At 71.5% G+C, this 19,225-nt stretch carries 15 protein-coding genes and 1 pseudogene; 10 read left to right on the top strand and 6 right to left on the bottom strand.

Annotation, left to right across the window (positions count from 1 at the left end; all coding sequences use genetic code 11):
- The first annotated feature begins 43 nt into the window (after positions 1-43).
- Positions 44-2,215, top strand: a complete 2,172-nt coding sequence (locus OHA11_RS32075; protein WP_266502333.1) for a hypothetical protein — start codon at positions 44-46, stop codon at positions 2,213-2,215.
- A 58-nt stretch (positions 2,216-2,273) separates the two neighbouring features.
- Positions 2,274-3,188 carry an IS982 family transposase gene (locus OHA11_RS32070; protein WP_266502332.1) on the top strand — a complete coding sequence of 305 codons (915 nt, stop codon included), beginning with the start codon at positions 2,274-2,276 and terminating at the stop codon, positions 3,186-3,188.
- A 397-nt stretch (positions 3,189-3,585) separates the two neighbouring features.
- Here OHA11_RS32070 and OHA11_RS32065 read toward each other — a convergent pair whose 3' ends face one another.
- Positions 3,586-4,209 carry an NADPH-dependent FMN reductase gene (locus tag OHA11_RS32065; RefSeq protein ID WP_266502331.1) on the bottom strand — a complete coding sequence of 208 codons (624 nt, stop codon included), beginning with the start codon at positions 4,207-4,209 and terminating at the stop codon, positions 3,586-3,588.
- 324 nt (positions 4,210-4,533) lie between these two features.
- On the opposite strand from OHA11_RS32065, the gene OHA11_RS32060 reads away from it, so the two are divergent.
- Positions 4,534-5,136, top strand: coding sequence for a hypothetical protein (locus OHA11_RS32060; RefSeq protein ID WP_266502329.1), 603 nt, complete (start codon positions 4,534-4,536; stop codon positions 5,134-5,136).
- 205 nt (positions 5,137-5,341) lie between these two features.
- Positions 5,342-5,974, top strand: a complete 633-nt coding sequence (locus tag OHA11_RS32055) for a class F sortase (protein WP_266502328.1) — start codon at positions 5,342-5,344, stop codon at positions 5,972-5,974.
- A gap of 82 nt (positions 5,975-6,056) precedes the next feature.
- Here OHA11_RS32055 and OHA11_RS32050 read toward each other — a convergent pair whose 3' ends face one another.
- From OHA11_RS32050 to OHA11_RS32040, 3 genes are all read right to left on the bottom strand, one after another.
- Complete coding sequence (locus OHA11_RS32050; protein ID WP_266502327.1) at positions 6,057-6,842, bottom strand: TSUP family transporter; 786 nt, start codon at positions 6,840-6,842, stop codon at positions 6,057-6,059.
- A gap of 84 nt (positions 6,843-6,926) precedes the next feature.
- Entirely contained in the window at positions 6,927-7,586 is a 660-nt protein-coding gene (locus tag OHA11_RS32045; RefSeq protein ID WP_266502326.1) for a response regulator transcription factor, read from the bottom strand.
- A 73-nt stretch (positions 7,587-7,659) separates the two neighbouring features.
- Complete coding sequence (locus tag OHA11_RS32040; protein ID WP_266502325.1) at positions 7,660-8,097, bottom strand: sensor domain-containing protein; 438 nt, start codon at positions 8,095-8,097, stop codon at positions 7,660-7,662.
- Positions 8,098-8,390: 293 nt separating this feature from the next.
- Here OHA11_RS32040 and OHA11_RS32035 point away from each other — a divergent pair, with 293 nt between their 5' ends.
- The 6 genes from OHA11_RS32035 (at position 8,391) to OHA11_RS32010 (ending at position 15,820) form a co-directional block, all read left to right on the top strand.
- The gene (locus OHA11_RS32035) at positions 8,391-9,689 is read left to right on the top strand and encodes an NAD(P)/FAD-dependent oxidoreductase (protein ID WP_266502324.1); all 1,299 of its coding nucleotides are present in this window, start codon (positions 8,391-8,393) and stop codon (positions 9,687-9,689) included.
- Entirely contained in the window at positions 9,690-12,314 is a 2,625-nt protein-coding gene (nirB, locus tag OHA11_RS32030) for a nitrite reductase large subunit NirB (RefSeq protein ID WP_266502323.1), read from the top strand. It begins immediately after the preceding gene.
- The gene (gene nirD, locus OHA11_RS32025; protein WP_266502322.1) at positions 12,311-12,670 is read left to right on the top strand and encodes a nitrite reductase small subunit NirD; all 360 of its coding nucleotides are present in this window, start codon (positions 12,311-12,313) and stop codon (positions 12,668-12,670) included. The genes nirB and nirD overlap by 4 nt, the downstream gene beginning before the upstream one ends.
- Before the next feature lie 58 nt (positions 12,671-12,728).
- Entirely contained in the window at positions 12,729-13,313 is a 585-nt protein-coding gene (locus OHA11_RS32020; RefSeq protein WP_266502321.1) for a TetR/AcrR family transcriptional regulator, read from the top strand.
- Between the two features lie 206 nt (positions 13,314-13,519).
- Positions 13,520-14,980, top strand: coding sequence for an MFS transporter (locus OHA11_RS32015; protein ID WP_266502320.1), 1,461 nt, complete (start codon positions 13,520-13,522; stop codon positions 14,978-14,980).
- A 72-nt stretch (positions 14,981-15,052) separates the two neighbouring features.
- Entirely contained in the window at positions 15,053-15,820 is a 768-nt protein-coding gene (locus OHA11_RS32010; protein ID WP_266502319.1) for an SDR family NAD(P)-dependent oxidoreductase, read from the top strand.
- Positions 15,821-16,000: 180 nt separating this feature from the next.
- On the opposite strand, the gene OHA11_RS32005 is transcribed toward OHA11_RS32010, so the two are convergent.
- Both OHA11_RS32005 and OHA11_RS32000 read right to left on the bottom strand, forming a co-directional pair.
- Positions 16,001-17,473 (bottom strand): HAMP domain-containing sensor histidine kinase, encoded by a 1,473-nt coding sequence (locus OHA11_RS32005; protein ID WP_266502318.1) that lies wholly within the window; start codon positions 17,471-17,473, stop codon positions 16,001-16,003.
- Positions 17,474-17,712: 239 nt separating this feature from the next.
- A pseudogene (locus OHA11_RS32000) lies at positions 17,713-17,985 on the bottom strand (winged helix-turn-helix domain-containing protein); the annotation flags it as partial.
- Positions 17,986-19,225: the final 1,240 nt, after the last annotated feature.

Raw genomic sequence — 19,225 nt, 5'->3', positions numbered from 1 at the left:
AACTGCTGTGCGTTGGCTCGTATGCCTCTGCGATCATCCCTGGATGGCGCACAGTCTCGAATCGCTGGTCATCCGGCACACCCACCGCCTTTCTTTCCCCCAGGGCTCCGCCGGGGAAGGAGCCATCGCCGCGCGGCAGTTCGACGCGGCGCTGACGTCCGTGGGTTTCAAGCTCTCGGCGGAGCTGCTGGAGCGGCTGTCGGGGCTGTCCGAGGCCGCGGTCGTGCACACTGCCAAGCAGACGCTGCGTACCGTGAGCGAGATGGTGGGCGACCACGTCCGGCACAACTCGTACTTCATCGACTTCCCGGCGAACGTGCCGGATACCGAAGAGTTCTGGATGCGGTGCGTGGCGAAGGCGCTCGGCGACGAGAAGTCGCGCGAGAACGTGCTGACGCAGCTGGCGCACGGGGTGCTGGACCTGCTCAGCCTCCCCGCGTACGGCCGCTACCAGCACACCTACGAGGAGATGCTCGCGGCGCAGGACGAGCTGATCGCCTCGGCGGGCGACCGGGTCACCGTCCTGCATCTCGGCCGGGACCTGGACGACGAACTCACCGACCTGTACCTGGCATTGGCGGGTAGCACGACGCCGCTGGGCGAGGACGACCTGCGTGACCTGAAGGCCCTCGCCGGGCGGTGCGCGCTGGGCCCCCAGCCGGAGGCGATCCCCGTGCGGGAGAACCGGGCGGTCGTCAACGAGGCCCGCCTCGGCGACGGGGCGGACCTTCTCCTCGACACCGTCACCGATGTGCTGCGGCTGGCCTGCGCACTGTCGGGCGGCGACGTGACGCTCCAGGAGCCGACCCGGTTCCGGGCGCTGTCGCGGCCGCTGCGTCGAGGGCTGCTCGCGGGCCTCGACGCCGTGGTCGCGGCGAACCCCGCCAAGCTCGCCGACGTGCACGCACACCGCGAGCCCTTCAAGCGGCTCGGTGAGCGTCTCCACCCGCACGAGTACCCGCGCTGGCCGCACGCCGCCGATGTGTTCGCCGTCGCGCGGGGCGAGAAAGAGGCGCGCTCCTTCGACAGCCGGGTCGAGAAGCTGCTCGACGAGTCCGACGTCCCCGGTGCTGTGAAGCTGCTGCGGTCCGCTCCCGGCAAGCTGTTCCGCGCCCTGGACCTCCTGCTGCGCATCGCCGCCGACCAGGAGGAACGGGACGCGGTGGTGGCCGCCGCGGTGCGGGTCGCTCCCGAGGTCTCCGGCCGGGTCGTGCTCTCGGTACGCGAGCACTTCCACAACCGGGAGCGGGAGAGCGACGAACCCCGCATCTTCGTCAACCGCCGGGGCCGCGCCTGGGTGACCCCCGACTTTCGGCGGCCGGTACCGGCCGCCGACCGCGACCGTCTGATCGCCGCCCTCGACGCCGAGATACGCCGTCGGCTCCCGGCTCCGGGCCGGCTGCTGCTCGACCCCGACGTCCTCGACGTGGCGCTCCCGCTCAGCGGCAGGGCGACCGCGGCCGGGCTCGGCGTACTGCCGCGAGGTTCGGTCTCGGCGGTCGACGGCGAACAGCTCCGCTTCTTCGTGTACTGGAAGGAGACCGAGGACCGGACCGACTACGACCTGTCGGCGCTGCTTCTCCACAGCGACTACAGCACCGACTCCTGGCTCTCCTACACGGCCCTCACGGGTGTCGGGGGCGAGCATTCGGGCGATGTCACCGAGGCGCCCGACGGGGCCTCGGAGTTCATCAACCTGTCCCTGGACCGGGTGCGCAGTGCATTCATCGTTCCGCAGGTCGACATCTACTCCGGCGAGAGCTTCGAGGAGGTCGAGGAGTCGTTCTTCGGCTTCATGCTGCGCGACGGTGAGCAGAAAGGCCGACCGTTCGAGCCCCGCACGGTGCGGATGAAGTCGGAGCTGCGCGGGGTGGGCCGGGTGGCGCTGCCGCTGGTGTTCCGGCGCGGGGACGACGGCCGGTGGCGCGCGAAGTGGCTGCACCTGTATCTGAAGGGCATCTCGTCGGCCAACCGGGTCGAGGAGAACCAGGTGTCGGTGTCGAAGGTGGTGCGCGCCCTCGTGGAGCGCGAGCAGTTGACGGTGGGGTATTTGATCGACCTGATGTCCGGCGACAGCACGGCCGTGGATCTGTGGGACGGCGAGCCGGTCCCGGACGAGCCCGTGATGTACATCGGTCTCGAACGTCCCGAGGGACTGCACCCGGACTCCCGGATCATCACCCTCGAAAATCTGCGCGACTTGATCCCTGGCTAGATGAATGAGTCCAAGGGATGGCCTGCGGACATGAGACGAGGGCGTCCAAGGTCAGTGTGTGAAGACAGACCTGGACACCCTCGCAACGGCACTCTATGCCCGGATCGACGACGAGTTGAAGGCTTCGCCGTGGCTGGCCCCGTACCGGCCCGCCGTCGGGATCGCGCCCACGCTCAGTGACGCCGAACTGGTCACCCTCGCAGTCACGTCGGCGCTGCTCGGTTACACCTCCGAGCGGCGCTGGCTGCGCCGCGTCGGGCGGGACTTCGGCCACCTCTTCCCCTACGTGCCCCAGCAGTCCGGCTACAACAAGCGGCTGCGTGCCGCGTCCTCGCTGCTCACCAGCATGATCCGGATCCTGGCCCGGGACACCTCGCTGTGGAGCGACGATGTGTGGCTGGTCGACTCCACCCCGGTCGGCTGCGGCTGCTCCCGCGAGACGGCGAAACGCTCGGACCTGGCAGGCTGGGCCGAGTACGGTTACTGCGCGTCGCACTCACGGTACTTCTGGGGGCTGCGGCTGCACCTGGTGTGCACACTCGGCGGGCTGCCGGTCCTGTTCGCCCTCACCGGCGCGAAGGCCGACGAGCGCGAGACGCTGCGCGACATGCTCGACACCGCACCCGATGCCGCAGCCGCCCGCCCCGGCCAGACGATCATCGGGGACAAGAACTACTACGGCCGCGAGTTCGAGCATGATCTTGCCGAGCGTCACCTTCAGCTGCTGCGGCCGGCCCGCAAGGGAGAGGCCGAGCGGGCCGGGTCACACCTGTTCAAGCCCCTGCGGCAGGTCATCGAATCGATCAACCAGACCCTCAAGGGACAGCTCGACCTGGAACGACACGGCGGCAAGAGCCCGGCAGGGGTAGCGGCCCGCGTCCTGTGCCGGATCCTCGCGCTCACCGCCGCGATCTGGCACAACGACAAGACCGGACAACCGATCAAGCGATCACTGACCGCCTACGATCACTGACCGCAACGACACCCCTCGGACTCATTCATCTAGGCCCTGTCGTTTGGATCAGCTCGGCCGTGAGGTGCGGTTCTTCTCAGCCGACCCGAGCGGGGCATGGCGCGTGCAGCTGCAAGGCGGAGGAGGGAGTCAACGCGGAGCGTTGGCGACCGACGACAACGCCGCAGATGCGCGTGCCATGCCCCGCGACGCCGAGATGATCCAAACGACAGGGCCTAGGTGCTAGCGTTGCCCACGGCGAGGCCATGACGGGGCTTCCTTCTCATTCACTGCAAATGGACTCAAGTCCTTTCGCTCTCCTCGCCACTTGACTCTGGCCGGGAGGCGCCGCGCGGCGCCTCCCGGTTTTCGTGTGCGCCGACGGCTCATCACCTCGGCAGCCGGTACCTTTACCGACCTAACCCGCGTACGGCCGAACCGACTTGGCCTCCCTCAACGCCAGCCCCCACCACGCCAGTTGGTCCAGCATCACCTTCGCCGCCGCGTCCGCCGCCGCGGGGTCCTTGTGGTGGCCCTTGTCGTCGAAGGACGCGCCCGCGTTGTGGAAGGACACCGTGTCGCGGACGGTGACGGCGTGGAGTTCGGCGAAGACCTGGCGGAGTTGTTCCACGGCGCGGAGGCCGCCCGAGAGGCCTCCGTACGAGACGAAGGCGACGGGCTTGGCCCGCCACTCGTGGAAGTGCCAGTCGATGAGGGTCTTGAGGGACGCGGGGAAGGAGTGGTTGTACTCGGGAGTGAGGACGACGAAGGCGTCGGCGCCGGCCAGGTGCGGGCTGACCTTGCCCAGCTCGGCGGTCACCTCGGCGGACGGGGAGTGGGAGAGCGCCGTCGGGAGGCGTACCTCGGCGGCGTCGACGACATCCACCGCCAGGTCCTCCCGGTCGCGGACCCGGCTCAGCAGCCAGTCCGCGACGACCGGACCGAAACGGCCCTCCCGATTGCTGCCGACGATGATCACCACCTTGAGCGGGGCGGGGACGGGCGCGGCAGCGGGGACAGGAACCTCTGTCGTGGAGTTCATGGGACCCAGCCTCATACCTCAACCAAACTTCAGGTCAAGTCGGCCGGGCAGGTGGTCGCCCGGGAAAGCCGGTCACCCGTTCACACGCGTCGCCCGTTCTCTTCGGGTTCTTTTGCCGATGCGGCGGCGACACGCCGGTGACCTGCCGAAACATGCCCGGACGGCCCGCCGGAACCACCCGCCCGGCATCAGTTCACATCCTTTCTGACACCTCATCAGGAGGCGTGTGTCCCCGACTGCCACTTATCTCGGAAGGGCAGGGCGTGATCGACGCAGCGGCACATGGGGGTGCCGCGGGTCGTGCCCCTCGGAGGAGCAAGCACGATGCGCACAGCCCGTCCGCCGACCGGTACCGCGCTCGCCGTCGCCGTCGCCGCGGTGGGCCTCGCCGCCGCGCCCGCGTACGGCGTCGATGTCGATATGGGGTCCATGGGATCGGGGTCCATGGGATCGGGGTCCATGGGATCGGGGTCCATCGGATCAGGATCCATCGAGCTGTACCCGGCCTCTGTCGCCCCGGGCGCCGAGGTCACCGTCAACACGGCGGCGTGCGGTGCGGTGGACGCGGTGTCCGGTGACGCCGGAGCCGTCGGCGCGGGTGCCTTCACGCTGCTGCCCAGCCCGCACGAGGGCGACGCGGTCGGGCACTTCCGGGTGCCGGCGTCCGCCCAGCCAGGCACGTACGAGATCGTCGCGCGCTGTGCGAACGGTAGCGGTACGCGGATGGCGAGCGACCTGGTGGTCACGGTCACCTCCACCCGCGAGAGCGGGCAGCAGGTGCACCCGCGAGGAAGTGTGAAGACGGGGGTCGGCGGCGGACTGGGCCCCGATCCCGTGCAGACCGCGGCAGGAGTGGCGGCCCTGGCCGTCGCCGCCGCGGGCGGTACCTGGCTCCTGCATCGCCGGGCGAGAGGCGACGGGATCTGACGGACACCCTCCGCTGTCCGTCCGCCGGTACCGCCGTCCCCTCCCCCTCCTGGCCCGACGCCCCTCGCGGCCCGGAGGGGGACGCGGGACCAGACCCAAGGCTCAGAGACCGCGGATCAGAGACCGCGGATCAGAGACCGCGGATCAGAGGCCGCGGATCAGAGGCCGCGGATCAAAGACGCCCGGATCCAGAGAGGAGGCATACGTGCGCCGGTTCGCCACCCTCTCCATAGCCGCCGTCACCCTCGTCGCCCTCCTCTCCGGCGCCTGGCTGCTGCGCAGCGGCGCCGCGACGCACGCCCCGCCGCAGCCCTCGGCCGCGCAGGCCCGCGCCGACGCCCGCGTGGACGCTCACTCGGACCGGCCCGCGGCCCCCGCGCTGCCGCCCGTCCCGCCCGACCGCATCCGTATCCCCTCGATCCGGGTGGACGCCCCCCTCCTGGGCCTCGGCCTCACCCCGCAGGGCAGCCTCGGCATACCGCCGGCCGACCGGAAGAACCTCGCGGGCTGGTACGAGGCCGGTACCGCGCCGGGCCAGACGGGTACCGCGATCGTCGCCGGCCATGTCGACAACGCCGAAGGGCCCGCCGTCTTCTACCGGCTCGGCGCCCTGAAGAAGGGCAGCACGATCGAGGTCGGGCGCCGCGACGGCACGGTCGCCCTCTTCTCGGTCGACGCGGTCGAGGCGTACGACGCCCGGGACTTTCCGGACGAGAAGGTGTACGGGGCCGCGCGCCGCCCGGAGCTGCGCGTCATCACCTGCGGCGGCAGCTTCTCGGAGGTGACGGGCTACCAGAGCAACGTGGTCGTCTTCGCCCACCTGACGGGCAGCCGGTAGAAGCCGACGGCCATGACTGCCTCTACGCCGACCGCTGTGCCAGCCCCTGCGCAGGCCTCCATACCGGCCCCCGCACCGGCCTCTATGCCAGCCACTGCTGGTACGCCAGGTTCGCCACCAGCGCGAAGACCACCGTCAGCAGCACGATCCTGACGAAACCGCTGCCCTTCTTGAGCGCGGTGTGCGCCCCGACCGTCCCGCCGACCAGGTTGAAGACGGCCATCAGGGCCGCCAGCTGCCAGTACACCGTGCCCTGCCAGGCGAACATCGCGAGCGCTCCCGCGTTGGTGCAGCAGTTGACGATCTTCGCGGTGGCGGAGGCGGTCACCAGGTCGAGGTGCAGCAGCGCGGTGAGGGCGAGGACGAGGAACGTTCCCGTGCCGGGGCCGATGAGTCCGTCGTAGAAGCCGATGCCGAGGCCCGCGAGCCCGATCGCGGCGAGGACGCGGCGCGGGGACACGGGCTCGGTCGAGGGCGCCGTACCGAACGCGGGCCGCAGGATCACGAAGGTGCCGACGCCGAGCAGGACGACCATGACCACCGGCTTCAGCACATCGGTGCTCATCCCGGCGGCGACGAACGCGCCGGCCGTGGATCCGGCGAGCGCCGCGAGGCCGATCCGTACGGCCGTGCCGACGTCCACCGGCGCCTTGCGCGCGTACGTCACCGCCGCGCCCGTGGTCCCGACGATCGCCACGGCCTTGTTGGTGCCGAGGGCGTACTGGGCGGCCGATCCCGAGTTCGGCAGGCCGAGCAGCAGCACGGGGAGCAGCAGGAGGCCGCCGCCGCCCACCACCGCGTCGATCCAGCCCGCCGCGAGAGCGGCCAGGCACAGGGCAACGACCATGGTCAGCGATATGTCGGGCATGATCGCGACCCTAGGGACGAGGTAGATGTGCCGTCCACGGATCCTGGGAACCTTGAGGATCTTCAGAGGTTCCACGCCAGTGGGCTACGGGGTTCGGCTCGCCGTTTCCAAGTAGCGCAGGACCGCCAGCACCCGGCGGTTTCCCGTGTCGGAGGGCATCAGGCCGAGCTTGGTGAAGATGTTGGCGATGTGCTTCTCGACGGCTCGCTCGGAGACGGTGAAGGACGTGGCGATGCCGTGGTTCGTACGGCCCTCGGCCATCAGGGCGAGCACCTCGCGTTCGCGGGGCGTGAGGGTGTCCAGGGCGGTCGCGCGGCGGCCGGCGCCGAAGAGCTGTGCGACGACCTCGGGGTCGAGGGCGGTGCCGCCGGCGGCGACCCGTTCCAGCGCGTCCACGAACTCCCCGATGTCGACGACCCGTTCCTTGAGCAGGTAGCCGACGCCGCCCGGGTTGGTGCCCAGGAGCTGTGCGGCGTACTTCGTCTCGACGTACTGGGAGAAGATCAGCACGCCCGTGCCGGGGTGGTCCGCGCGCAGGCGTACGGCGGCCCGGAGCCCCTCGTCCGTCTGGGTCGGCGGCAGCCGGATGTCGACGACGGCGGCGTCCGGGCGGTGCTCGGCCACGGCGGCGAGCAGCGCGTCGGCGTCCCCGACGGCCGCGGCGACCTCGACGCCCCGCAACTGGAGGAGCTGGGCCAGCCCGTCGCGCAGGAGGGCGGAGTCCTCGGCGATGACGACGCGCATCTGACCCCCGTGATCAGTAAGGCAGTTCGGTACGGCGGCTCGGTATGGGACTTCAGTATGGGACTTCGGCGGCTCAGTACGGCAGTTCGACCGTGACCACCGTAGGCCCTGCCGGCGGGCTGTCGCAGGTGAGCGTGCCGTCGACGGTCCGTACGCGGGTCAGCAGGCCGGTGAGCCCGGAGCCCACGCCGATTCGCCGCGCCGCCGCGTCCGACCACCGCTTGAGCAGCGGGTGCAGGGCGAGTTGGGCTCCGTACGCGTACGTGCCCAGCAGCGCCACGTATCCGAGGATGGCCGTGAAGGGTGTGCCCAGCGCGCAGCCGACGGCCCGCCATCCGGTCCGGCCGAGGAGCAGGGCCCGCCGCCTGCCGAGAACCCCCTGGGCGGGAGGCGTCGGCGGTTTTTCGATCTCCAGGCCCAACAGCCGTCGGGCCAGGGCCCGTTGGGCCGACCCGAGTGCGAGCGTGCCCCGTACGGTCAGTGCCAGCACCCACAACCCCAGCGTGGTCACGGACAGGGCGCCGACGACGAGAACCCACTTGCCTTCATCCGCACCTCAGGCCGGACCCACCCGACCCGGCCCGGCCCGGCCCGCCAGGCCCCCACCAGGCCCCGTCATGCCCCCGTCATGCCCTCACCAGGTCCTCGGCGGCCCCTGGCCGAGTCGCCCCACCGACTCACAGCGCCCTCTCCCCGCCCGCCGAAAACCCTCACATCCCCGCCCCGCCCCCGCTGAGGGCAGCGTTCCCCGCGGGAAACAGTGGTGATGCGACCGGGTAACACCGGCACCGCACGCTGCGATGCATGACCTCGAAAACGCGTGTGGTGGTGATCGGCGCCGGCCTCGCGGGCGTACGGCTCGCCCGCAGGCTCGGAGAGCTCGGTGTGTCCGCCGTGCTCGTCGGTGACGAGGAGCACACCCCCTACAACCGGGTCCTGCTCGCGGAGGTCCTGGCCGGGCGGTACGCCCCCGAGGTCATCGCGCTGCCGACGCCCGAGCGGCTGACCCGCGGCCGGGCGGTGCACATCGACCGCGCGGAGCGGCAGGTGCACTTCGCCGACGGATCGGTGATCGCATACGACACGCTGGTCCTGGCCACCGGTTCGAACCCGGTCCTTCCGCCCCTGCGCGGCCTGTTCGGCCCTGACCGGCACGAACTGCCCGCGGGCGTCCACGCGTTCCGCACGATGGACGACTGCCTTGGCCTGTCCGAGGCCGTACGGCACGACTCCCGGGCCGTCGTCATCGGCGGCGGCCTGCTCGGTGTCTCGGCGGCCCGTGCCCTCGCCGAGCGCGGGGCGCAGGTAGTGCTGGCCCAGCAGTCCGAACGGCTGATGGAGCGTCAACTCGACCCGTCCGCATCCAAGTTGGTGCTCCGGCACCTCAAGGACCTCGGCGTCGAGGTGCACACCGAGTGCCGGGTGCGCGATGTGCGCTGCGTCGACGGCGCGGTCCGCTCGGTCGCGATGGCCGACGGGTACACGCTCGACGCCGACCTGGTGGTCCTGGCCTGCGGGGTGCACCCGCGCGTGGGCCTCGCCCAGGACGCGGGCCTCGCCGTGCACAAGGGCGTCATCGTCGACGACCAACTGCGCACCTCCGACCCGCACATCCGGGCCATCGGCGACTGCGCGCAGCACGACGGAAACGTCTACGGTCTCGCCGCGCCCGCCCTCGAACAGGCCGATGTCCTGGCCGAGTTGCTGGCCGGAGGGAACCGGGGCGCGAATGCGGACGCAGTCGCGGACGCGGACGGCAACGCCTACGCGGATGCGACCAGGGCTCCCGCGGGCTACACCGGCACCCGAGCCCTCACCCGGCTCACCCTCACCCGCCCCGCCCTCGCCTCCGGCACCCCGCTCGACCTCGCCGCCTTCGGGGAGCACACCCCGCGCCCCGGCGACGACGTCATCCAGCTCGCCGACGCCACCCGCGGCACGTACCGCAAGGTCGTCGTCCGCGACGACCGCCTGGTCGGCGGGGTGCTCGTCGGCGAGCTCGGCACCGTCGGCGCGCTCGCGCGCGCCTGGGAGGGAGCAGAGCCGCTGCCCTCCGACGGCGGCCCTCTGCTCCACCTGCTCACCAACGATGGAGGCTCCTGAATGACCGCCAGCCTGGGGGCCACCCCCACGATCGTGCTCGTCGGCCACGGCATGGTCGGCCAGCGCTTCCTCGAAGCGCTCGCCGAGCGCGGCCTGACCGCCACACACCGCGTGGTCGTGCTGTGCGAGGAGCCGCGTCCCGCGTACGACCGCGTGCAGCTGACCTCGTACTTCTCGGGCACCACGCCCGAGGAACTGTCCATGACGGACATGGAGTTCATCAAGGACCACGGAATCGAGCTGCACGTCGGCGACCCGGCGGAAACGGTCGACCGGGCCGCGAAGCGGGTAACGGCCCGCTCCGGCCTGACAGTTGACTACGACACGCTCGTCCTGGCCACCGGCTCGTACCCGTTCGTGCCGCCGGTCCCGAACAAGGACGCCGAGGGCTGCTTCGTCTACCGCACGATCGAGGACCTGCTCGCGATCGAGGAGTACGCGAAGGCCAAGGCGACGACCGGTGCCGTGGTCGGCGGCGGGCTGCTCGGACTGGAGGCGGCGGGCGCGCTCAAGGGGCTCGGACTCACGTCCCACATCGTGGAGTTCGCGCCGCGCCTGATGCCGGTGCAGGTCGACGACGGCGGTGGCGCGGCCCTGCTGCGCACCATCGAGGACATGGGCCTGAGCGTCCACACCGGAGTGGGTACGCAGGAGATCGTCACGGACGCCTCGGGCGCCGTGACCGGCATGAAGCTGTCCGACGGCTCCGAGCTCGCCACCGACCTGGTGGTGTTCTCGGCCGGTGTCCGCCCCCGCGACCAGCTCGCCCGCGACTGCGGTCTGACGGTCGGCGAGCGCGGCGGCATCACGGTCGACGAGCAGTGCCGGACCGTCAACGACCCGCACGTGTTCGCGATCGGCGAGTGCGCGCTCGCGTCGGACGGCCGGGTGTACGGCCTGGTCGCGCCCGGCTACGAGCAGGCCGAGACGGCCGCCGCGGCCATCTCGGCCACCACGTCCATCGCCGCCGACGAGAGCGAGCAGTTGTCGTTCACCGGCGCCGACCTGTCCACCAAGCTGAAGCTGCTCGGCGTGGACGTGGCGTCCTTCGGCGACGCGCACGGCACGGCCGAGGACTGCCTCGACGTCGTCTACTCGGACTCCCGCTCCGGTACGTACAAGAAGCTGGTCATCGGCCGGAACGGCGAGCTGCTCGGCGGCATCCTGGTCGGCGACGCGGAGGCGTACGGCACGCTGCGCGCGTTCACCGGCTCGGTCCCGCCGGTCTCCCCGGAGCAGCTGGTCCTCCCGGCCGGCGCCGGCGCGTCCGTCCAGCTCGGTCCGTCCGCGCTGCCGGACGAGGCGATCATCTGCTCCTGCCACAACGTCACCAAGGGCGCGATCCGCGGCGCGGTCACCGACCACGAGTGCACGACGGTGCCCGAGGTGAAGAAGTGCACCAAGGCCGGTACGGGCTGCGGGAGTTGCGTCAAGGTTCTCGGCCAGCTGGTCACCTCCGAGCTGGAGGCGAGCGGCATCGAGGTCGACAAGGGCCTGTGCGGCTGCTTCGCCCAGACCCGCGAGGAGCTGTACGAGATCGTCCTCGCCCTGCGCATCACCTCGTACCGGCAACTCCTGGACCGCTACGGCCGCGAGAACGCGCGCGGCGGCGACGGCTGCGAGATCTGCAAGCCCACGGTCGGCTCGATCATCGCCTCGCTGGCGCCCACGATCGGCGCCAACGGCTATGTCCTGGACGGCGAGCAGGCCTCGCTCCAGGACACCAACGACCACTTCCTCGCCAACCTCCAGAAGAACGGCTCCTATTCGATCGTGCCGCGCATCCCCGGCGGCGAGATCACCCCCGAGAAGCTCATCGTGATCGGCGAGGTGGCCCGGGACTTCGGCCTCTACACGAAGATCACCGGCGGTCAGCGGATCGACATGTTCGGCGCGCGCGTCGAACAACTGCCGCTGATCTGGGCCCGGTTGGTGGACGCGGGCTTCGAGTCCGGGCACGCGTACGGAAAGTCGCTGCGGACGGTCAAGTCCTGTGTCGGGCAGACCTGGTGCCGGTACGGCGTCCAGGACTCGGTACGGATGGCGATCGACCTGGAGCTGCGCTACCGGGGTCTGCGCTCCCCGCACAAGCTCAAGTCGGCGGTCTCCGGGTGCGCCCGCGAGTGCGCCGAGGCCCAGTCGAAGGACTTCGGCATCATCGCCACCGCGAACGGCTGGAACCTGTACGTCGGCGGCAACGGCGGCGCCACCCCGCGCCACGCCGACCTCCTCGCCCAGGACCTCTCGGACGCCGAACTGATCCGCCTGATCGACCGTTTCCTGATGTTCTACATCCGCACGGCCGACCGCCTGGAGCGCACCTCGACCTGGCTGGAGCGGATCCCCGGCGGGCTCGACCACATCCGCGAGGTGGTCGTGGAGGACTCGCTGGGCATCTGCGAGGAGCTGGAGTCCCTGATGGCGGCGCATGTCGCGGGCTACCGCGACGAGTGGGCCGAGACCATCAACGACCCGGAGAAGCTGTCCCGCTTCGTCTCCTTCGTGAACGCGCCGGACACCCCCGACCCGGTTGTCGGCTTCGTCCCCGAGCGCGACCAGATCAAGCCCGACCTGCCGCTGCTGACCATCGGCACACGTCCCCTGGAAGGAAGCGCCCAGCGATGACCCTGGCCCCCGAGACGACCACGACGACCACCACCACGGTCCAACTCCAGCTGACGGACGGCTGGTTCACGGTCTGCGACCTCTCCGTACTGACCCCCGGCCGCGGGGTGGCGGCGCTGCTCCCGGACGGCCGCCAGGTCGCGCTCTTCAGGGACCGCGCGGGCGAGATGTACGCGATCGACAACCGCGACCCGTTCTCCGGTGCGGCCGTCCTCTCCCGCGGGCTCACGGGCACCCACCAGGGCCGCCCGTTCGTCGCCTCACCACTCCTCAAGCAGCGTTTCGACCTGGAGTCGGGCCAGTGCCTGGACGACGAGACGGTAAAGGTGGCGACGTACGAGGTGCGGGCGCGGTAGGCACGCTCACCGGATCTCATCTTGACCGATCGTTTCAGAAAGGCCTAGGCTGCGGTACGTGGCCAGGACCAAGGAGTTCGATCCGGACGCCGCGCTGCAGTCGGCCCTCGAGCTGTTCTGGCGGCGCGGCTACGAGGCGACGTCGATGGCGGACCTCGTCGAGCACCTCGGCGTCGGGCGCGCCAGCATCTACGCGACCTTCGGCAACAAGCACGAGCTGTACCTGAAGGCACTGGACCGGTACGGGGAGTCGAGCGATGCGCTGATGTTGCGCGAACTGTCGCAGGCGGGGGCGGCGTTGCCCGCCGTGCGTGCGCTGGTACGGCGGTTCGCGGCCGAGGCGGCGGACGAGTCCTGCCGCCTCAACGGCTGTTTCGTCACCAACACGGCGGCCGAGCTGGCGCCTCACGACACTTCGGCGGCCCGGCGGGTCGAGCTCAGCTGGGACCACATCGAGACCCTGATGCACTCGGCGCTGGTGCGTGCGCAGGCGCAGGGGGAGCTTGCGGAGGATCGGGATCCTCGGGCGCTGGCTCGGATGTTGCTGGTGTTGATGCAGGGGTTGCGGGTGGTCGGCAAGGCATCGGCGGAGCCCGGGCGGGTTCGGGATGCGGCTGAGCAGGCTCTCACCTTGCTCGACTGACACCGCCCGCCCCATGCACGTTGCCATCGGCGGGCCGGTGGGGGCTGGTCGCGCCCACGATGGGGGTTCCCCCGCTCGAGCGAAGCCGAGAGTGGGGGAGGAGCCGCACATGCCAGAGCCTCGCGCCCCTAAAAGATTGCACAGTTCCCCGCACCCCTGAATTGCTGCCCTCTTTTTGAAACGATCGGTCTAGTTAGGGGGAACTCGTGGCCGTTGCCGTGATCACATCCCGCTCCAGCCGAGCCGCGTTCGTACTGCTCGGTGGCGTGCAGGTCATGCTGATCTTCACGTTGGCCGCCGTGGCCGTGCCGCTGCCGGGGATCGGGGACGAATTCGGGGTGCGGCGCGAGGAGTTGATTCTGCTCAGTGCGGCGTACGGGCTGACGTTCGCCGGGCTGTTGCTGTTCGGGGGGCGGCTCGCCGACCGGTACGGCGGGCATCGGACGCTCACCGCTGGGCTGCTGGTGTTCGGGGTCGCGTCGGTCGCCGCCCCGCTCGCTCCCGGTTACGGCACGCTGCTCGCGGCCCGGTTCGCCCAGGGCGCGGGCGCGGCCCTGATCGCGCCGGCCGCGATGGCGGTGCTGCGGACGGTGTTCCCCTCCCCCGCCGCGTACCGGGGCGCGATGGCGACCTGGGGCGGGCTTTCGGTCCTCGGTGCCACGGCGGGCAATCTGCTCTCCGGCGTCATCTCGGCGCTTTTGTCCTGGCGTTGGGCCTTCGCCGTACCGCTCGCCGCGACGGTGGCGGCGCTCGCGCTGGCGCCCCGGGTGCTGCCGCCCCGGGTGCTGCCGCCCGAGGCGACCCGAGCGCACTCCGGGAACAGCGGGTCCGCGCACCCCGCCCGCCCCCAACTCGACGTCCCCGGCGCCCTCTTGGCCACAGCCGGGCTGGCCTCCGCCAGCTACGGGCTCGTCCTCACCGACGCGTGGCCCTGGACATCGGGCCGGGTGCTCGGGCCACTGGCCGCCGGAGTCGTCCTGCTGGTCGTGTTCGTCCAGGTCGAGCGGCGGGCGCGTGATCCGCTGCTGCCGCCGCGCTTCCTGCTCGACGGGCGGCGCGCGCTCGGGCTCGCCGCCACCGCGCTGACCGCGGCCGGGACCTCGACCGTCTTCGTAGTGTTCTCGCTCCATCTGCAGGACGACCGCGGTTGGTCGGCGTTGCGGACGTCGGCCGCGTTCGTACCGTTCGCCGTGGCGCTCCTCGCGTCCGGCCGAGTGGCGGGGCGGCTCGTCGGGCGGTACGGAGCGGCCGTCGTCACCGGCTTCGGGCTGGCCGTCGGTGCGGTGGGCCTCACGCTGCTCGCGCTCACGGGATTCGGCGGATTCAGCGGATTTGGTGGTTCCGGTGGATTTGGTGGTTCCGGTGGATTTGGTGGTTCCGGTGGATTCGGTGGTGACATCCCGTACGCGTACGGGCTTCTTCCCGGCTTCGTCCTGCTGGCCGCCGGGGTCGCCGCCTCCTTCGCCGGGGCCGCCGTGCTGGCCACCGACCGGGTGCCCGCGGAGCGGACCGGGCTCGCGGGCGGTGTGCACAACACGGCGATGGAGACCGGGCCGACCGTCGTCTTCGCCCTGTTGCTCGCCGTCGGCGGCGACGCGGCGAGTCTCGCGGTGACAGCGGTCCTCTTCGGCACCGCCGCCCTGGCCCTACGCCTCGCGCGTCGCTGATCCCACACGTCCACGTTCCCCAACTCACCTTGTCCGGTTCCCCAACCAGCTTTCTCCGAAAGGGAGTTACTCATGAACCGCATCCGCTTCTCGCAGCGCACCGTCCTCGTCACCGGGGGCGGAACCGGGATCGGGCGGGCCGTCGCGCTCGCGTTCGCCGCCGAGGGCGCCTCCGTCGTCGTGGCGGGCCGTACCCGGGAGACGCTCGACGAGACCGTCGCTCTCGCCGAACGGGCCGGTGGCACGGCGGTCGCGCAGGTCGCCGACGTGGCAAGCGCCGCGGACATGGCGGCGCTCGTCCGCACGGCGGTCGACCGCTTCGGCTCTCTCGACGTCGCCGTGAACAACGCGGGCGTCTTCCGCGGCGGACAGCCCATCGCCGACCTCCCCGAGGAGGACTGGCGGACGCTGCTCGACATCAACGTCACCGGTGTACTCCTCGCCCTGCGGGCCGAGGTCCTGCAGATGCGGACCCAGCCGGGCGGCGGGGCGATCGTCAACGTCTCCTCCAACCTGGGCGCGCACATGCAGTGGCCCAACACCACCGCGTACGCCGCCTCCAAGGCCGCCGTCTCCGCGCTCACCGCCGGCGCCGCCCTCGACCACGTCTCCGACGGCATCCGTATCAACGCCGTGAGCCCCGGCGCCTCCGCGACCACCATGTCGCTGCGGCCCGGCGAGACCGACGCCGACCGCGCCGCGCGGATGAAGGAGGAGTCGCCGCTCGGCCGCGTCTCGTCGACGGAGGAGGTGGCCGAGGCCGTTCTGTACCTGGCCTCCGACGCCGCGGCGTCCGTGATCGGCACGGACCTGGTGATCGACGGGGGTTCGTCGCTGTAGTGGGTGACACGCGATGACGTCGACGAAAGGCAGGGGCGCGGCCCCGTCTTTCTGGGCGCGGGGCTGTGTCGATAGGCGGCTCCTCCCCCACTCTCGGCTTCGCTCGAGCGGGGGGACCCCCATCGTGGGCGCGACCAGCCACAACAAACCCGCAGGCCTTCATGCCCTACCGCGCGAGCCTCAGAACACCCGTTGAGCCGCGCTCTCCAACGGTCTCGGGGAAGCCGCCGAGCCACCACCGCCCGGCGCCAGCCGGACCACCGCGTCCAAACCGCCGGAGGCACCGGCACGGAGCAGGACGTCACCTCCGCTCGCATGGGCAAGCCGCTGGACGAGGGCCAGACCCAGCCCCGTACCGCCCTTCGGCGCGTCGGGAGCGCGCCAGAAGCGGTCGAAGGCGCGGCGGCGCTGTTCCTCGGTCATGCCGGGGCCCTCGTCCGTGACGTGCAGTTCGACGCGGTCCGGGCCCGCCGGGCGGTGGTGGAAGCGGCGTTCGTGGGTCTCGGGCCTGCGCAGGTCGATGGACACCGTGGAGTGACGGGGCGCCACGCGCAGTGCGTTGGACAGCAGGTTGTCCAGGATCTGCTCGACCGCGCCGGGCAGGGCGAGGACCGGTCCGCCGTAGTCGCCGAGCAGCACGAGCTGTACGCCGTACTGCTCGAACATCGGCGCCCAGGCCCGGTGCCGCTCCGCGCAGACCCGGTCCAGGTCAACCGGCTCGCGCACCGCCGCGCTCTCGTCGAGCCGGGCCATCGCCAGCAGCCCCTCGACCATCCTGGCGAGCCGGTCGGTCTCGGTCATCGCGGCGGTCAGGTTGCCCCGGGCGTGCAGGGCGATGTCGGACTCCAGGTTCTCCAGGCGCAGTCGCAGCGCGGCGAGGGGCGTCTTGAGCTGGTGCGAGGCCTCGCCCGCGAAGGCGCGCTGGGAGGCGAGGAGGTGTTCGAGGCGGGCCGCGGTGCGGTTGAAGGTGGCCGCGAGGCTCCGTACCTCCGGCGGTCCCTTGGTGATCGCCACCGGTGTGGACGGGCCGCCCTCGGCCAACTCGTGCGTGGCGCGCTCCAGTTCACGGATGGGGCGGCCGGTCCAGCGGGCGATGGCGAAGCCGATGACCGCGACGGCGGTGAGGGCCGCGAGCCCGCCGAGCGCCAGCAGCAGCCAGACATGGTGCACCCGGGCCTGCACCATCCGCGTGGGCAACGTGATCCACACGGCGCCCTGTTCGTACGAGCCCTGCGCGATCGGGGCCGCGACCGACAGGTACTGGACGCCGCCGATGGTGGAGGTACGGACGTCCTGCGTGGCCGCTCCCCGCAGCGCCGCCGCGATCCCGGGACGGGTGGCGAGGCCCTGCGTCTCCGCCGCCGACAGGGTGTGCGAACTGGTGACCAACGCGCCGGAACGGTCGACGACCACCACCTTGCCGTCGATGCGGTCCGCGCAGCGGCTCACCCTGCCGGGCAGGTCCCGTCCCGCGCGGCCGCCCATGGAGAGGGCCAGCGACGCGTACGCGGAGACCGACTCCGCCTCCTCCTTCGCCAGGTTGGTGACCCGCTCGCGCTCGCCGCGGGAGTAGACGAAGCCCAACGGGATCTCCAGGCAGAGCAGGAGCAACACGGCGAGGCTCAGGTAACTGAGCAGGAGCCGACGCGTCACCGGAAGGCCGCCGGCCGGGCTCCTTGGGATCCGCCGCCCGGAAGGTCGTCGTGCGCGCCACTCGACCCGAACGACTCGAACGACTCGAACGATCCGTACGAGCCGGGCGTGCCGGGCGTGCCGGGCGTGCCGGGCGTGCCGGGCGTGCCGGATGAGTCGTTCCGTCTGCCGGGCTGCTCCCCGTACGAGCCGCCCGTCGCCCCACTCACGGTTCCGCCCGCCGAGGGCGGCCGGTTCTGCACGGCGAGTCTGAATCCGACCCCGCGCAGGGTCTGGATCCACGCCGAGTTCCCCAACTTCCTTCGCAGCGTGGCGACATGGACGTCCAGCGTCTTGGTCGGTCCCTGGTAGTGCGGGTCCCACACCCGGTCCAGGATCTGCTGCCGCGAGTAGACCGCTCCGGGGTCCTCGGTGAGCAGCGCGAGCAGTTCGAACTCCTTCGGCGTCAGCGAGACCGGTGCGTCACCCACCCAGACCTGCCGGGTGCGGCGGTCGACGACGAGGGGGCCGGGGGCGGACGGCTCCTCGGCGGCCGACTCCGCCCCCGGCTCGGCATCAGGTGCGCTCTCGGCAAGCCCCGCCGACGGCTCCCGCCGCGGCCGCCCGGCCGGGACCGGCGGCGCGAACTCGAAGGCCGGCCCGGCGTCGAAGGAACGCGAGGACTCCTCGAAGCGCCGCCCCATACCGGAAGGTCCAACACCGGACGGCTGGTCGTAGGAGTCGTACGGGCCGGAGGAACGGGCGGCGCCGGACGACAGGTCGTACGGGTCGACGGCCCGGGTGTCTCCGGGAAGTTCGTACGAGGTCGATGCGCGGGTGCGCCCGGCGGACTCGCCGGAGTCGGCGGAGTCGTACGGGTCCGGCGTGCGAGTCGCTGCGGACGGGTCGTACGAAGACGGCGTGCCGTTGCCGTCGGTGGGGTCGTACGAAGACGGCGTGCGGATGCCGTCGGACGGGTCGTACAAAGACCGTGCGCCGGTGCCGTCGAACCGGTCGTACGACGGCCGCGCGGGCGATGTGGCATCCGCCCCCGCGACAGCCGGCCCCGGTTCGTCCGAACCGGCAATGCCCCGACTGCCAATGCCCCGCCGGGATTTGCCCCGCCCGGAGCCGCCTCGCCCGGAACCACCCCACCCTGCGGCGTCCCGCCGCGCGGTGTCGCGCCCAGCCGTGTCCGGCCCCGCGGAGAACGACTCACCCGCGAACGGCTCGGCGCTGAACGACTCGCCCCTGAACGGCTTCTCGTCCCGCGGTTCCGCGGCGCGAAGCCGGGCGGCGGAGGATCCGGCACTCGGCGAGGACGCCGACTCGTACGCCCCCTCGGAACGAGACCGCCAGTCGGACGAGCCGACACCCGAAGGCCCGACACCCGAAGGCCCCACACCCGAAGGCCCCACACCCGAAGGCCCGACGCCCGAAGAGCCGACGCCCGAAGAGCCGACGCCCGAAGGGCCAACTCCCGAAGAGCCGACGCCCGAAGGGCCGGAATCCGAAGGGCCGGAATCCGCAGACCCGGCACCGAGCGACCCGGCGGTGGTCGACCCGTCACCGAGCAGGCCGGTCACCCGCACGCCCGCACCAAGGGTCCCTGTGCCGATCGGACCCGTACCGATCGGACCCGAGCCGAGGGTCCCCGTACCGATCGGACCCGATCCGAGCGGACCCATTCCGAACGCGCCCGTGCCGAGCGGACCCGCACCGAACGGGCCCACCACAGGTGTCCCACCGGGCGGCGTCGCCATGAACTCACCC

Source organism: Streptomyces sp. NBC_00878 (genome assembly GCF_026341515.1).
Taxonomy (GTDB): domain Bacteria; phylum Actinomycetota; class Actinomycetes; order Streptomycetales; family Streptomycetaceae; genus Streptomyces.
This window is presented reverse-complemented; position numbering and strand designations above follow the sequence as displayed.

Bases quoted from the DNA above. Each gene is read 5' to 3' on its own strand.
- OHA11_RS32075 (WP_266502333.1), top strand. From the start codon at position 44: ATGGCGCACAGTCTCGAATCGCTGGTCATCCGGCACACCCACCGCCTT.
- OHA11_RS32065 (WP_266502331.1), bottom strand. From the start codon at position 4,209: ATGAACTCCACGACAGAGGTTCCTGTCCCCGCTGCCGCGCCCGTCCCC.
- OHA11_RS32060 (WP_266502329.1), top strand. From the start codon at position 4,534: ATGCGCACAGCCCGTCCGCCGACCGGTACCGCGCTCGCCGTCGCCGTC.
- OHA11_RS32050 (WP_266502327.1), bottom strand. From the start codon at position 6,842: ATGCCCGACATATCGCTGACCATGGTCGTTGCCCTGTGCCTGGCCGCT.
- OHA11_RS32045 (WP_266502326.1), bottom strand. From the start codon at position 7,586: ATGCGCGTCGTCATCGCCGAGGACTCCGCCCTCCTGCGCGACGGGCTG.
- OHA11_RS32035 (WP_266502324.1), top strand. From the start codon at position 8,391: ATGACCTCGAAAACGCGTGTGGTGGTGATCGGCGCCGGCCTCGCGGGC.
- nirB (WP_266502323.1), top strand. From the start codon at position 9,690: ATGACCGCCAGCCTGGGGGCCACCCCCACGATCGTGCTCGTCGGCCAC.
- nirD (WP_266502322.1), top strand. From the start codon at position 12,311: ATGACCCTGGCCCCCGAGACGACCACGACGACCACCACCACGGTCCAA.
- OHA11_RS32010 (WP_266502319.1), top strand. From the start codon at position 15,053: ATGAACCGCATCCGCTTCTCGCAGCGCACCGTCCTCGTCACCGGGGGC.